The sequence below is a fragment of the Variovorax sp. efr-133-TYG-130 genome (assembly GCF_030208835.1).
GTDB lineage: Bacteria > Pseudomonadota > Gammaproteobacteria > Burkholderiales > Burkholderiaceae_C > Variovorax.
Genome location: NZ_JARVTD010000004.1, coordinates 26,612 through 39,828, shown reverse-complemented (window position 1 = coordinate 39,828; position 13,217 = coordinate 26,612). Strand labels below are relative to the sequence as shown.

Genomic DNA, 13,217 nt, shown 5'->3' with positions numbered 1-13,217 from the left:
TCGGGCGCCTACAGGCTGATGTGGAAGCCGCCGTTCACCCCCAGGTGCTGCCCGGTGATGTACGAGGCAGCATCGGACATCAGGAAGCACACCGTCTTCACCACTTCCTGCGGCGTCGACCAGCGACCCAGCGGAATCTGCGCCAGCATGCCGTCGCGGAATTTCTCGCCGCGCACCACCTCGGTCATGGGCGTCTCGACCACGCCGAAGCAGATCGAGTTGGTGCGGATGTTGTACTTTCCCCATTCGCGCGCCGCCGTCATGGTGACGCCGAGCATGCCCGCCTTGGCGGCCGCGTAGTTGACCTGGCCGATGGAGCCCTTGCGGCCCGCATCCGAGGAAATGTTGACGATGGCGCCGCCGCTGGTGTCGCCGTTCTTGGCACGCGACACCATGTGGCGGCCCACGGCCTGGAGCCAGAAGAAGGTGCCGGTCAGGTGCACATCGATCACGTCCTGCCACTGCTGGGCCGTCATCTTCTCGATCATGGCGGGGCGTGTAATGCCCGCGTTGTTGACCAGGCCGTGCACGCCGCCGAAGCGGGTCACCGCTTCCTCGACCGCGCTGGCCGCCAGCGCCGCGTCGGTGACGCTGCCGACCACCTGCTGCACGCGTGCCGAAGGAAGCTCGGCCATCGCGGACTTGAGCGTATCGGGATTCAGGTCGACGGCAACCACGTTGCCGCCCATGTCGACGACCAGTTCTGCGATGGCCTTGCCAATGCCCTGCCCCGCGCCGGTGACGATGATCGTGCGGCCTTCAAGAGTGACTAGATTCTGCATGGAAATCCTGTTGCTTCGTTTTGGTTGAACCAATGATATTTGGATTTGGTGCCGGCATCAAGCCGCGGCACGCAGGGTTTTCGCGCGCTCGGCGTCCTGCAGCTGGCGCCAGGCGATCTTTCCGGTAGGCGACTTCGGCAGTTCCGCGACGAACTCGACCAGGCGCGGGTACTTGTAGGCGGCCATCTTGTTGCGGGCCCACTCGATGATGTCGGCCTCTCGCACGCCGGCCTGCGCATCGCGCAGCACGACCACCGCCTTCACCGTCTCCCCGCGGTAGGCGTCGACGGCCGCTATCACGCATGCCTCAGCGATGGCCGGGTGCTCGTGAAGCATCGCCTCCACCTCCGCCGGCCAGACCTTGTAGCCCGACGCGTTGACCATGCGCTTGAGGCGGTCGACGATGAAGAAGTAGCCCTCCTCGTCGCGCCGGCCGAGGTCGCCGCTGCGCACGAAGCGCTTGCCGTCCATCTCCAGCGTGGCGGTGCGCGTGGCCTCCTCGTTGCGCCAGTAGCCGACGAACACCTGCGGCCCCGCCATCACGATCTCGCCCACCTCGCCGGGCGGCAGCTCGGCCAGCGTGTCGGGATCGACGATGCGCAGGTCCGTGTTGAACAGCGGCACGCCCAGGCACTGCCGCTTGAACGCGGCAGGCGGATTGCCCGACACGTGCGCGGTTTCCGAGAGGCCGTAGCCCTCCAGGAAGTCCAGCCCCGTCAGCGCCTTCAGGCGTTCGCCCACCGCCTCGGGCATGCCTGCTCCGCCGCCGCCGATGCGCCGCACGGAGCTCAGGTCGTATTCCGCAAGGCGCGGGCTCGAGAGAAAGTCGATCACCATCGTCGGCATCGCCGTCCAATGGCTCACGCGGTGGCGCGCGATGAGCTCCGCGGCTTCGTCGCGGTTCCAGCGCTTCATCAGGACCAGCGTGCCGCCGCCGTAGATGGGCGCGTTCATCAGGTTCTGCATGCCCGTGATGTGGAAGTAAGGCAGCGCCACCAGCTGGACCGAGTGCGGCACCAGCCCCATCCAGTGCGCGACGATCACGGTGCTGGCCATGAGCGTGCGGTGGGTATGCATGCAGCCCTTGGGCGCACCGGTGGAGCCCGAGCTGTAGAGAATGAGGGCCAGCGCGTCCGGCAGATGCTCCAGCGGCTGCAACGCGCCGGAGGCCGCGGCGAGCACGCGGCGCAGGCCTGTCGTGCGCGACGGACCTTGCGCGGATTCGGGCTGCATCTCGGCCGGCCCCGGGTTGCCCACCACGATCACGCGGCGCAGTTGCTGGGCCGCAGGCGCGGCAAGCAGTTCCGCCACGTTGTCTGCGCTGCAGAAGGCAGCCACCGCGCCCGTGTCGCTGAGGTAGTGCGGCAGCTCGTCGCGCCTGTTCATCGGATTCACCGGCACCACGACCGCATTGATGCGCAGGATGGCGAAGTAGGCCGCGATCCAGCCGCGTCCGTTCTGCAGGTAGATCAGCACCCGGTCGCCGCGCTGCACACCCAGTTCGTTCTGCAGGAATGCTGCGATGCGCTCGACCTGATCGACCAGCTCGGCGTAGCCGAGGCTGCCGAAGTCGTCGACCAGCACGGCCCTGTCGGGGTAGCGCATGGCCGACACCAGGAGGTTGGCACACAGGTTGGTGGGTGGGATATCGATGTCGCGTGGCAAGCTGTGCGGCCACGTGCTGAGCTCATGCGGGGTCATGTTGTCTCTTCTTTCTGGTGTTCTTTGCTGCACTTGCACCCGGGCCGGGAGCAAAGCGTTCGCGCAGCAGGTTCTTCTGCACCTTGCCCATCGCGTTGCGGGGCAGTTCCTCGACGAAATGAACGGTCTTGGGCACCTTGAACGCCGCCAGGCTGGCCTTCACCGCACCGACAACGTCCGCGGCCTGCGGGACCGCGGTGCAGTCGATCGACGTGTCGCGCACCACCACGGCAACCACCGCTTCGCCGAAGTCCGGATGCGCCAGCCCGATGACGGCCGACTCTCGCACGCCCGGCAACGCGTCGATGACCTCCTCGATTTCCTTGGGGTAGACGTTGAGTCCGCCCGAAATGACGAGGTCCTTGTCGCGCCCCACGATGGTGAGGTAGCCGTCTTCGCTCAACCGGCCCAGGTCGCCGGTCTTGAAGAAGCCGTCGGCCGTGTGCTCTTCGGAGGTCTTCTCCGGCAGCCGCCAGTAACCTGCGAAGACGTTGGCGCCCCTCACCTGGATCTGCCCCGTCTCTCCCGGCGCCGCCGGCGCGCCCCCGGCATCGACCACGCGCAGCGATACACCGGGCAGCGCACGGCCCACCGTGCCGCAGCGGCGCTCCCCGAGGTAGGGGTTGGACGCGAACATGCCGCCCTCCGTCATGCCGTAGCGCTCGAGGATGGCGTGGCCGCTGCGTCGCCGGAACGCGTTGAAGGTGTCCGCCAGCAAGGGAGCCGAGCCCGAGACGAACAGCCGCATGCCGCGGCATGCGGCGACGTCGAGCCCGGGTTCGCCGAGCATGCGGACGTAATGCGTCGGCACGCCCATGCACACGGTGCTCGACGAGAGCAACGCGACGGCGCGCGCGGCATCGAATCGCGGCTCGAACCGCATCGCGCTGCCGTTCCACAGTGCACAGTGCAACGCAACGAACAGGCCGTGAAAGTGATAGATCGGCAGGATGTGCAGCAGCACGTCGCCGGGCTCGAACGCCCAGGACCGATGCAGCGTGCTTACGCCCACGCCCAGGTTGCGGTGTGTCAGCATCGCGCCTTTGGGCCGCCCCGTCGTGCCGGACGTGTACAGGATTGCCGCCAGGTCGTCGGCGCTGCGCTGCGCGATGGCCGAGCGCGGCACCTGCCGGGCCGCGGCCTGCGCAATTTCGCCTTCCCCGTCATCGCCCAGTTCAAGTACATGGGGCACGCCGGCTGCCGCGGCCAGCACACGCCCCTGGGCCGCGGCCTGCGGACGGACCACGAACACATGCGGCCGCGCGTCCCCCAGCAAGTGGGCCAGTTCAACGCTTTGGTAGGCGGGATTCATCGGCACGAAGACGCAACCGGCGCGCAGCGCGCCCAGGTACAGGAAGACGGCCGAAGCCGACTTTTCCACCTGCACCGCGATGCGGTCGCCGGGCTGCGCGCCCAGCGACGTGAGAAGCCGCGCGTAGCGCGCGCTTTCGCTCTTCAAGTGGCCGTAGGTGTAGAGCCGCCCGCCCGGCAACACCATGGCGGGGGCGCCGTCGTCGTGCGGAAAGCGCTGCTCGAACTGCGCGTAGAGGTTCTGGTTCATCGCCGAACGCGTTTGCGTCTTGATTTATTTTGGTTGAACCAATGATAATGATGAGACCGAAACACCGTCAAGCCTTGCGAGACGCTGGATCCGGTCGATTTCATGGCCCCGCACGGGGAAGAACACGGAGCAATCAATGAGCATCAAACGACAGGCCTGCATCGCGGGCGCTTTCGAACACCCCACGCGCAAGGCACCCGACAAGACCGTGGCGCAGCTGCACGCCGAATGCGCGCGCGGCGCGCTGGCCGACGCCGGCCTGTCGCTGCAGGACGTCGACGGCTACTTCTGCGCCGGCGACGCGCCCGGCCTCGGGCCGCTCAGCATGGTCGACTACCTCGGGCTGAAGGTGCGCCATGTCGACACCACCGACACGGGCGGCTCCGCCTACCTGATCCAGGTCTCCCATGCGGCGCAGGCGATTGCCGCGGGCAAGTGCAACGTAGCGCTGATCACGCTGGCCGGCCGCCCGCGCAGCGAGGCCAGCACCGTGGGCACGGGTCCGCGCAACGTGACCGCGGCCACGCCGGACGTGCCCTGGGAGATGCCCTATGCGCCCGTCACCGTCAACATGTACGCGCTGGCCGCGGCGCGTCACATGCACGAGTTCGGCACCACCAGCGAGCAGCTCGCATGGATCAAGGTCGCGGCCGCGGCGCATGCGCAGCACAACCCGAATGCGATGCTGCGCGAACCGGTCACGGTGGAAGAGGTGCTGGCTTCGCCCATGATCTCCGACCCGCTGCACAAGCTCGACTGCTGCGTGGTGAGCGACGGAGGCGGCGCGCTGCTGGTGGTGCGCCCCGAAATCGCGCGCGCGCTGAAGCGCCCCATCGTCACCGTGCTCGGCGCGGGCGAAACCGTGAAGGGCCAGGCCAACGGGCAGGTCGACCTCACCTACTCGGGCGCGGCCGTGTCTGGCCCCATCGCATTCGCGGAAGCGGGCGTGACGCCGGCGGACATTCAGTACGCGTCGATCTACGACAGCTTCACCATCACCGTGCTGATGCAGCTGGAAGACCTGGGCTTCTGCAGGAAAGGCGAAGGCGGCAAGTTTGTGATGGACGGCAACCTCATCTCCGGCATCGGCAAGCTCCCGTTCAACACCGACGGCGGCGGCCTGTGCAACAACCATCCGGCCAACCGCGGCGGCATCACCAAGGTGATCGAGGCGGTTCGCCAGCTGCGCGGCGAAGCGCACCCCAAGGTGCAGGTGCCCGACTGCCGCCTTGCGCTGGCCCAAGGCACCGGCGGCCTGCTGGGCTCACGCCACGGCAGCGCCACATTGATCATGGAGAGAAGCTGAAATGACCACGATGTACCAAGAGCGCCCGTTGGGCGCGCCGATTGTCGATGCGGCCACCGAGGCCTACTGGAGCGCCGCGAAGGAAGGCGTGCTGCGCATCAAGCGCTGCACCGCCTGTGCGAAGCTGCACTGGTATCCGCGCGCGCTGTGCCCCTACTGCCTGGGCGACACCGAATGGGTGGACGCGTCGGGCAAGGGCACGATCTACAGCGTGAGCGTGACGCGGCGGGCCGGGCCCATTCCCTATGCGCTCGCCTACGTGACGCTGGACGAGGGCCTGACCATGCTCACCAACATCGTCGACTGCGACCTCGATGCGCTGCGCATCGGTGACCGGGTCGAGGTCAGCTTCAAGCCGGCCGAAGGCGGCTTCGCGATCCCGATGTTCAAGCCTGCCTGAGCGGACGCGGACGACAAAAGGGCCGCGATTGTCGCGGCCCTTTTTGCTTGCCGGTGCAAGAAGCGAGGCGCCTATTCGGACTTGATGTCCGCCTCGCGTATCACCGTCGTCCAGGTGCCGTATTCCTCGGCGATGCGCGCGCCGAGCTGCTCGGGCGTGCTGCCCGTCGCAAAGGCGCCGGCGGTTTCGAACTTCTCCTTGACTTCAGGCAATGCCAGCGACTTGACGATGGCCTCGTTGAGCTTGGCCACCACATCGCGCGGCGTACCGGCGGGTGCGAACAGCCCAAACCACACCTCGGGATTGAAGCCGGCCAGCGTGTTCGCAATGGGCGGCGCGCCCGGCGCCAATGGCGACGGCTGCAGTGAAGAAACACCGAGCAGCCGCACCTTGCCGTCCTTGATGAACGCGTTCATCTGCGACGAGCTCGTGCTCAGCAGCACCTTCGACTCGCCGGTGAGGATCGCCTGCGTGGTCGGCGCCTGCCCCTTGTAGGGGATGTGCGTCATCCGGATGCCGGCCCGGCGGCTGAACAGTTCGGTCGCCAGGTGGCCGAACGAGGCCGGCCCGGCGGTTGCGAAGTCGAGCTTTCCGGGGTTGGCCTTGGCGTAGTCGATGAGCTCCTGCACCGACTTGGCGGGCACCGCCGGGTTCACCACCAGGATCATCGGCTGCAGCGAGACCAGTGAGATGGGCGCGAAGTCTTTCAGCGGCGCATAGTCGGCATCCTTCGACACCTGCGGCGAGATCACGAGGCCGTTGTTGGGGAACAGCAGCGTGTAGCCATTGGGTGGCGACTTCGCCACGAACTTGGTGCCCAGCACCGCGGAAGCGCCCGCCTTGTTCTCGATGATCACCGGCTGCTTGAGGAAGCGCTGCATCGGCTCCTGCAGCACCCGCGCCAGCACGTCGGTGGTGCCGCCCGGCGGGTACGGCACGATGATGGTGATCGGCTTGTTGGGAAAGCTCGACGCTTGCGCGATGCCGGCCTGCGGCAATGCCATCGCGCCCGCGGCCAGCAGCGCGGTCCACAGCAGCCTGGCCTTCGCCTTTGCGTTCACCCTTGGTCTGAAAAGACGCTTCCATTCGATCGTCGGCATGCTTGTCTCCTGTTCTTGTGCACGAAAAAAGCCCTCTGTCACCCATGCACGTGCAGCGTGCGGCTTTCCCGCAATGCGGCAACGCGTTCGTCGCTCAGGCCCAGCAGGCTGCCGAGCAACGCGGGGCCGTCGCCGCCCAGCGCCGGCACGCTGTTGCGCGCATGCGCGGCGGTCCGGGCAAAGCGAAAGGCGGGGTTCGGAACCTGGAAAGGCCCCGAGCCGTCGTCGATGGTCTGGAACGCCTGCCGCTCCTGCAGCGGCGGCAGTTGCATCGCCTCGCGCACGGTGAAGTAGCGCGAACATGGCACGCCGGCCGCGTTCATGGCCGCCTCGCATTCGGCCGCGCTTTGCGGGCCGGCCCAGTCGTCCAGCAACTGCATCAGCTCGCCCCAGTGGTGCTCGCGGTCATGGCTGATGGCGAAGCGCGGATCGGTGATCCACTCCGGGTGCCCGGTGCCGCGCGCGAGCGCCTCGAAGTTGTTCTGGCTCACGGGCGCGATCAGCAGGAAACCGTCCCTGGCCTTCGTGGGGCGGTAGAGCGGCCGGCGCCGCTCGGCCGGAAACTGCGCCTCCTGGCATTCGTACACCAGCATGCCGAGCATCGCATCCATCAGCGACAGGTCGACGTGGTCGCCCTCGCCCGTGCGCGCGGCGCGAAACAGCGCGCTCTGCACTGCACCGAACGCCAGCGAGCCACCCAGCACGTCGGCCACGAAGATGCCGTTCTTCAACGGCCGCTCCACATCGCCTTCCTGGTAGTCGAGGTTGGCCATGTCGTAGCCGCTGGCCGCATGCAACACCGGCGCGTAGGCGCTTCGGCCAGCCCAGTCGCCTTCCTGGCCAAAGCCCGAGATCGAGCAGTACACCAGCTTCGGGTTCAGCGCGGAGAGCGACGTGTAGTCGAGCCCGAGCCGCTTCATGACGCCGGGACGGTAGTTCTCGACGACCACGTCGCACTTCGACACCATCTCGCGGATCAGCGCGATGGCTTCGGGCTTCTTGAGGTCGAGCGCCAGGCTCTTCTTGCCGGCGTTGAGTTGCGCGAAGTAGGTGCTTCGGCCTTCCCGGCGCGGGGCACGCAGGCGGATGTAGTCGCCCTCGGGCGGCTCGACCTTGATGACCTCGGCACCGAGGTCGGCCATGAGCCGCGTGCAGTACGGGCCGGACATCATCGCGGTGAAGTCGAGGACGCGCACGCCGTCCAGGATGCCGGGCTTGGCGGCTGGGGTGTTGCTCATCGGGTGGCTTTCAGGCGAGGTTCGACTCGGACACGGCAAGCCCCGCGAGGCGGGACGCGCCGAGCGTATCGAGGTAGTCACCGTGGGTGCCCGCATCGCGGGCGTATCGCTTCAGGTACGCGGCGAAGGCTTCGTCGCTCACGCTGGCCTTCACGTACTCCTTCAGGTGGCGCTCGTCCGCGCGATACAGCGAGGGCGACGACGTGGGGTGCGCGCCGTAGGGCGCCTCCACCACGGCATCGACCATCACGCTCGGCAGCTTGGTCAGGTGGTTCGAGCGGCGGATGGTGTCGCTCGACACGATGCGGTCGACCGAGACGATCACGTGGCGCGAAGCCTGCGCGAGCATGGCGTCGAAGAACGGCGTCGCCAGGTACTGCACGTTGCCGTATTCGTCGGCCTGCTGGGCATGCAGCAGGCACACGTCCGGCTTGATGGCGGCGGCGGCCAGCATCCTGCGCTCGCCGGGCTTCGACGGCAGGGGCCAATAGTGCTCGGGCGTGTGGCGCGGCAGGTCGGTGCCCAGGTCCGGAATGGCGGTCCACGGCATGTCGCAGATGCCGGCGCGCAGGCCGCCGGCGATGCCAGGGCCGTCGAGTTCGTACACCTTCAGCGTGCCGGCCTCGGCCTGGCGGCGAAAGTGCGGGGCCAGGCCGAACTGCTCGAAGCTGATGAACACGCAGGCGGTGCTGCGCGCGCAACCGGCGCCAATCAGCATGTCGGGGGCGATGGAGCCGGGCGCGGGGACCAGGTCGAGGTTGCGCACGCCCTTGCGGATGAGTGCACGCACCAGCGCCATCGGCTGTGCATTGAAGATCCAGCCGCCCAGGCCCACCCGGTCCCCGTCCTTGACGACCGCCACGGCCTCGTCCAGCGAAATCAGTTTGTTCTTGTTGCTCATGAGGCGCCTTGTCAGGGAAATTTGCGGCGAAGGGTGCCGCGGGTGTCGACGTGGGTGCGCAGGAGATGCAGCTCTTCTGCGGATGGCATCGCGGTGACGGGCGGCGTGCCGTCGACCCGCATCTCGAAACCGGTGGCGGCATGGATCTGTTCGAGCGTCACGCCCGGATGCACCGAGCGCACGCGCATGGCCTTGGAAACCGGCTCGAAGTCGAACACGCCCAGCGGCGACACCACCAGCTTCGGGCCGCCCGCGGGCAGGCCGGCCTCTTCGCGGGAGTTGCCGCCTTCCATGTGACCGGGGCCGCAGAGAAAGTCCACGCGGGGCACGAAGGCGCTCTTGTCATGGCGCGTGAGCGCCACGTAGAAGCGCTTGGCCAGCCCGCACAGTGCGCTGATGCCGACCGTGCCGGGGCCGCGCACTTTCGGCTTTGCCTGGTCACCGACCACCACCGTGTTGATGTTGCCAAAACGGTCGACCTGCAGCGCCGACAGGATCGCGAAGTCGAAGAAGTGGATCTTCCAGTCGATGAAGTCGATCATGTTCGGAAGGTCCATCCAGGCCTCCGAAGACTCGATGTTCTCCGAGTCGGCGGTGGACAGCAGGTGGTTGCGCACCGGGTTGACCATGCCGCCGGGGCCTGATATCCACCACAGCCGCGGCGCCTGCATTTTTCGCGCGAGGTTGCAGGCGGCCAGCTGGATATCGGAGTTGGTTCCGATGATGACTTTTTCACCGTCCTCGAAATCACGCGCCAGCAACACGGCGAGCAACTCTCCCGTCGAAGGCTTGTCGTTGTCTTGCGTCATAGAACCCATTTTTGGTTGAACCATTGCTAAATGCTAGAAATTCGACTGCGCGCTGTCAAGCGGGATTGGCCTCGGGTCGGACAAAAAAAAACCGCTCGCATTTCGGCGAGCGGTTGGCGATGGGCTGCTGGAACAGCTAGCGCGGCGTCTTCGCGGCTGGCTTGGCTGCGGGCTTGGATGCCGGCTTGGCGGGGGATTTGGCGGCCGGCTTGGCGCGCGTCTTCGCGGCGGCCGGAGCTGCCTCGGCCTCCTGCGCATCGCCGCCCTCGATCTTCGACAAGTAGCTGCGCTGCAGTCGCTTGAGGATGGATTCCATCTCCGCCACCGCGGCGTCCGAATCCCGTGCGGCGAGGTGCTTCAGGAAACGGCGGCGAGACGGCAGCACGTAGGCGTTCTCGTAGTGGCCGACCTGGCCGATGAACTCCGCCAGCACGTTGAGCACGCCGTTCATCACGATCACCATGATCGGGTTGCCCGTCATTCGCGCCAGGATGCGGTGGAACTCGAGGTTGGTGGCGGCGCGCGCGGGAAAGTCGTCATTGCGCGTGGCCTCCTCGGCCGCGTCGATGTTGCTGCTCAGCGCCTCGATGTCGGCCGGCGTGGCGCGCGCGCAGGCCTCGCGCACCAGGATCGACTCGAGCCAGATGCGCGCCTCGGTCAGTTGCTCGGGCTGGATGGCCCCCATGTGATACATGTCCATCAGGCCCGTGGCGATCGCGTCGCCACTGCGCCCGCTGATGAAGGCGCCGCCGGTAGCCCCCTTCTGCAGCCGGATGAGCCCGGCGTGCTCCAGCGAGCGAAGCGCTTCGCGCAGGGTGTTGCGCGACACGCCGAACTGCTCGGACAGCGCGCGCTCCGACGGCAGCCGCGTGCCGACCTTGAGCCGCCCCTGCGCCAGCTCTGTGCGTATCTGCTGGGCTATTTCCTCGAAGGCTCGCGCCGAGCGGATGACCTGGAACCTCGCGGCCGACACCGGCGCTGCGGCCTGCGGCTGCGTGGTTTGCGATTCTTTGGCGTTCATGTTGTTTCTCCCGGAGAACCCATAAAAAGTTGGACCTTTGAGCCAATGATAAATGCGCGGACTCGCACCGCCGAGCGTCTACTCCCCCGCCCTGTAAATTCACAATGGTTGTACCATTGATGACTTTCAGGAGAATCCGACGATGCAGCACAACATGCCCAGTGACGAAGAACGCGCCATGCTGCGCGATTCGGTGCGAGGCTTCCTGTCCAGGCACTGGCCCTGCGCCAACGCCGTGGAATGGGCGAGGGACCCCGGCCGCGTGAAAGAGGCGTGGCGCCAGCTCGCCGACCAGGGCCTGACCGCGCTCGGCAGCGATCGCAGCGAGGGCGGCCTGCGGGAGATCGTGATCACGATGGAGGAGATGGGCCGCGCCGCCTGCCCGGTGCCGCTGCATCACATCGCACTGCTCCATCTGGCCGCCCTGCGCACCGCGGCTGGCGACGAGCACGCGCTGCTCGAAGCGGCGCGCACCGGGCAGGCGCGCGTGGTACTGGCACTCGGCGCCTTCGACGGCGACCGCAGCGCGGGCAGCGCCACCCTGGCCGGCAGCAGCGTGACCGGCGAGCTTTCTTTCCTGGAGGCGGCGGACAGCGCCACCCATTTCGCAGTCGCTGTCTCGGGCACGGCGGCCGCCGCGGGCCTCGCGCTGGTCGACGCCGGCGCCCCTGGCGTGCGAATCGACGCCACGCCGGCCATGGGCGCCAGCGGCATGTGCCGCGTCACGCTGCGCGACGTGCCGGCCACGCTGCTCGCCGTATCGGCCCAGGCGCTGGACGACCTCCAGCTCATGAGCCGCCTGGCGCTGTGCGCGCGCGCCGAGGGCGCCGCCGCGCGTGCCTTCGAGATGGCGGTCGCGTACGCCGGCGAGCGCAAGCAGTTCGGCCGCCCGATCGGGAGCTTCCAGGCCATCCAGCACAAGCTCGCGAACAACCAGATCGCGCTGATGGGCGCGCAGCTCACGCTGGCCAATGCCGCGCGGCAGCACGATCTGGGCACCGGCAACTGGCGCGTCTTCGCGCACGCCGCCTGCGCGGTCGCCGGCGACACCCTGCGCCAAGTGGCGCTCGAGACCCAGCACACTTTCGGAGCCATCGGCTACAGCGAAGAGCACGAAGCGCCGCGGCATTTCAAGCAGGTCCATCTCGACGTGCTGCGCCACGGCGGCATGCGCCGTGCCAGGGAGGAACTTGCCGACTACTTCCTGGGCGAGGTGCCCCACGCGCTGCCCGAATACGACCTCGGGGCCCAGGGCAACGCCTTCCGCGAAGAGGTGCGCGCATGGCTGAAGGTGCACTGGTCGGGTGAACGCAAGGCAGCGCACGACCGCCTGGGATTCAAGCAGCGAGAGTACGACCGCGACTTCGCGCGCGACCTGGGGAAGACCGGCTGGATCGGACTGGGCTGGCCCGAGCGCTTCGGCGGCCAAGCGCGGGGTGCGTTCGAACAGCTCGCGTTCGTCGAGGAAATGGAGCGCGCCGAAGCGCCGCGTGCCGGCGCCCCCGTGCAGGCGGCCATGCTGCAGGTGCACGGCACGCCGGCGCAGCAGGAGCGCTACCTCCCGCAGATCCTGCGCGGCGAGGCCATCTACGGCATGGGATACAGCGAACCCGATTCAGGCTCCGACCTGGCCTCCATGCGAACCCGCGCCGTGCGCGACGGCGACCACTACGTCATCAATGGCCAGAAGATCTGGACCACCACCTACTGGGGCGAATACATGCTGCTGGCCACCCGCACCAACCCCGACGCCAGCCCCCCGCACGCCGGGCTGAGCCTGTTCATCGTGCCGATGGACACGCCCGGCATCACCGTCAAGACCTCGACGACCATGTACGGCGGCAGTTTCGCCAACGTGTTCTACGACAACGTGCGCGTCCCCGCCGATGCGATGGTCGGCGAGCTGAACGGCGGCTGGAAGGTGCTGGTAGGTGCTCTGGCCACGGAGCGCGGCTTCATCGGCGGGGGCATCGTGATGAAGGTTGCGCACGCCTTCGAGCTGCTGTGTGACTACATCCGCGGCGCGCAGCTGGATGGGCGTGCGATGCGGTTGGATCCGCTGGTACGGGAACAGATCGGCAAACTGGCGGCGCAGATCGAGGTGGGGCGCCAGATGATGATGCACTGCGCCGAGCGCGTGGACGCCGGCGAAACACCGTTGCACGACGCGGCCGCCAGCAAGGTGTACTCGGGTGAACTGATGGAGCGCCTCGGCGAGGTGGCGCTCGACATTCTCGGCATGGAAGGCACCTTGTCGGAAGGCAGTCCCGGCGCCCTGCTCCAGGGCCGCATCGAGCAGAACCTGCGCCATTCGCTGATGTGGGTGATCAGCATCGGCACCAACGAGATCCAGCGAACCTTGATCGCCCAGCGCGGGCTCGGCCTGCCCCGCTGACGC

Annotated in this window: 11 protein-coding genes; 3 read left to right on the top strand and 8 right to left on the bottom strand. The window is 67.5% G+C overall.

The window, feature by feature from the left end:
- Positions 1 to 8: 8 nt before the first annotated feature.
- From QRN67_RS06645 to QRN67_RS06635, 3 genes are read right to left on the bottom strand one after another with little or no spacing between them, the layout of a single operon-like run.
- The gene (locus QRN67_RS06645; RefSeq protein WP_285411179.1) at positions 9 to 782 is read right to left on the bottom strand and encodes an SDR family NAD(P)-dependent oxidoreductase; all 774 of its coding nucleotides are present in this window, start codon (positions 780 to 782) and stop codon (positions 9 to 11) included.
- A gap of 57 nt (positions 783 to 839) precedes the next feature.
- Positions 840 to 2,483, bottom strand: a complete 1,644-nt coding sequence (locus QRN67_RS06640; RefSeq protein WP_285411178.1) for a long-chain-fatty-acid--CoA ligase — start codon at positions 2,481 to 2,483, stop codon at positions 840 to 842.
- Positions 2,470 to 4,044, bottom strand: coding sequence for an AMP-binding protein (locus QRN67_RS06635; RefSeq protein ID WP_285411177.1), 1,575 nt, complete (start codon positions 4,042 to 4,044; stop codon positions 2,470 to 2,472). The genes QRN67_RS06640 and QRN67_RS06635 overlap by 14 nt, the downstream gene beginning before the upstream one ends.
- Positions 4,045 to 4,180: 136 nt before the next feature.
- Here QRN67_RS06635 and QRN67_RS06630 point away from each other — a divergent pair, with 136 nt between their 5' ends.
- On the top strand, positions 4,181 to 5,350 hold the full coding sequence (locus QRN67_RS06630; protein ID WP_285411176.1) for a thiolase family protein: 1,170 nt from the start codon (positions 4,181 to 4,183) through the stop codon (positions 5,348 to 5,350).
- A gap of 10 nt (positions 5,351 to 5,360) precedes the next feature.
- The gene (locus QRN67_RS06625) at positions 5,361 to 5,750 is read left to right on the top strand and encodes a Zn-ribbon domain-containing OB-fold protein (RefSeq protein WP_503010875.1); all 390 of its coding nucleotides are present in this window, start codon (positions 5,361 to 5,363) and stop codon (positions 5,748 to 5,750) included.
- Positions 5,751 to 5,821: 71 nt separating this feature from the next.
- On the opposite strand, the gene QRN67_RS06620 is transcribed toward QRN67_RS06625, so the two are convergent.
- From QRN67_RS06620 to QRN67_RS06600, 5 genes are all read right to left on the bottom strand, one after another.
- The gene (locus QRN67_RS06620) at positions 5,822 to 6,850 is read right to left on the bottom strand and encodes a Bug family tripartite tricarboxylate transporter substrate binding protein (RefSeq protein WP_081268889.1); all 1,029 of its coding nucleotides are present in this window, start codon (positions 6,848 to 6,850) and stop codon (positions 5,822 to 5,824) included.
- A 38-nt stretch (positions 6,851 to 6,888) separates the two neighbouring features.
- Entirely contained in the window at positions 6,889 to 8,088 is a 1,200-nt protein-coding gene (locus QRN67_RS06615) for a CaiB/BaiF CoA transferase family protein (protein WP_285411174.1), read from the bottom strand.
- Between the two features lie 10 nt (positions 8,089 to 8,098).
- Complete coding sequence (locus QRN67_RS06610) at positions 8,099 to 8,989, bottom strand: CoA transferase subunit A (protein WP_106938183.1); 891 nt, start codon at positions 8,987 to 8,989, stop codon at positions 8,099 to 8,101.
- A gap of 11 nt (positions 8,990 to 9,000) precedes the next feature.
- Positions 9,001 to 9,798, bottom strand: a complete 798-nt coding sequence (locus QRN67_RS06605) for a CoA-transferase subunit beta (protein ID WP_285411173.1) — start codon at positions 9,796 to 9,798, stop codon at positions 9,001 to 9,003.
- A 136-nt stretch (positions 9,799 to 9,934) separates the two neighbouring features.
- Positions 9,935 to 10,819: a FadR/GntR family transcriptional regulator gene (locus tag QRN67_RS06600; protein WP_285411172.1), complete on the bottom strand. Its 885-nt coding sequence runs from the start codon at positions 10,817 to 10,819 to the stop codon at positions 9,935 to 9,937.
- Between the two features lie 142 nt (positions 10,820 to 10,961).
- Between QRN67_RS06600 and QRN67_RS06595 the strand changes: the two genes are divergently transcribed.
- A complete protein-coding gene (locus QRN67_RS06595; protein ID WP_285411171.1) occupies positions 10,962 to 13,214 on the top strand; it encodes an acyl-CoA dehydrogenase family protein in 2,253 nt (750 codons plus the stop codon).
- The last annotated feature ends 3 nt before the right edge of the window (positions 13,215 to 13,217 follow it).

Bases quoted from the DNA above. Each gene is read 5' to 3' on its own strand.
- QRN67_RS06645 (WP_285411179.1), bottom strand. From the start codon at position 782: ATGCAGAATCTAGTCACTCTTGAAGGCCGCACGATCATCGTCACCGGC.
- QRN67_RS06640 (WP_285411178.1), bottom strand. From the start codon at position 2,483: ATGACCCCGCATGAGCTCAGCACGTGGCCGCACAGCTTGCCACGCGAC.
- QRN67_RS06635 (WP_285411177.1), bottom strand. From the start codon at position 4,044: ATGAACCAGAACCTCTACGCGCAGTTCGAGCAGCGCTTTCCGCACGAC.
- QRN67_RS06630 (WP_285411176.1), top strand. From the start codon at position 4,181: ATGAGCATCAAACGACAGGCCTGCATCGCGGGCGCTTTCGAACACCCC.
- QRN67_RS06625 (WP_503010875.1), top strand. From the start codon at position 5,361: ATGTACCAAGAGCGCCCGTTGGGCGCGCCGATTGTCGATGCGGCCACC.
- QRN67_RS06620 (WP_081268889.1), bottom strand. From the start codon at position 6,850: ATGCCGACGATCGAATGGAAGCGTCTTTTCAGACCAAGGGTGAACGCA.
- QRN67_RS06615 (WP_285411174.1), bottom strand. From the start codon at position 8,088: ATGAGCAACACCCCAGCCGCCAAGCCCGGCATCCTGGACGGCGTGCGC.
- QRN67_RS06610 (WP_106938183.1), bottom strand. From the start codon at position 8,989: ATGAGCAACAAGAACAAACTGATTTCGCTGGACGAGGCCGTGGCGGTC.
- QRN67_RS06605 (WP_285411173.1), bottom strand. From the start codon at position 9,798: ATGACGCAAGACAACGACAAGCCTTCGACGGGAGAGTTGCTCGCCGTG.
- QRN67_RS06600 (WP_285411172.1), bottom strand. From the start codon at position 10,819: ATGAACGCCAAAGAATCGCAAACCACGCAGCCGCAGGCCGCAGCGCCG.
- QRN67_RS06595 (WP_285411171.1), top strand. From the start codon at position 10,962: ATGCAGCACAACATGCCCAGTGACGAAGAACGCGCCATGCTGCGCGAT.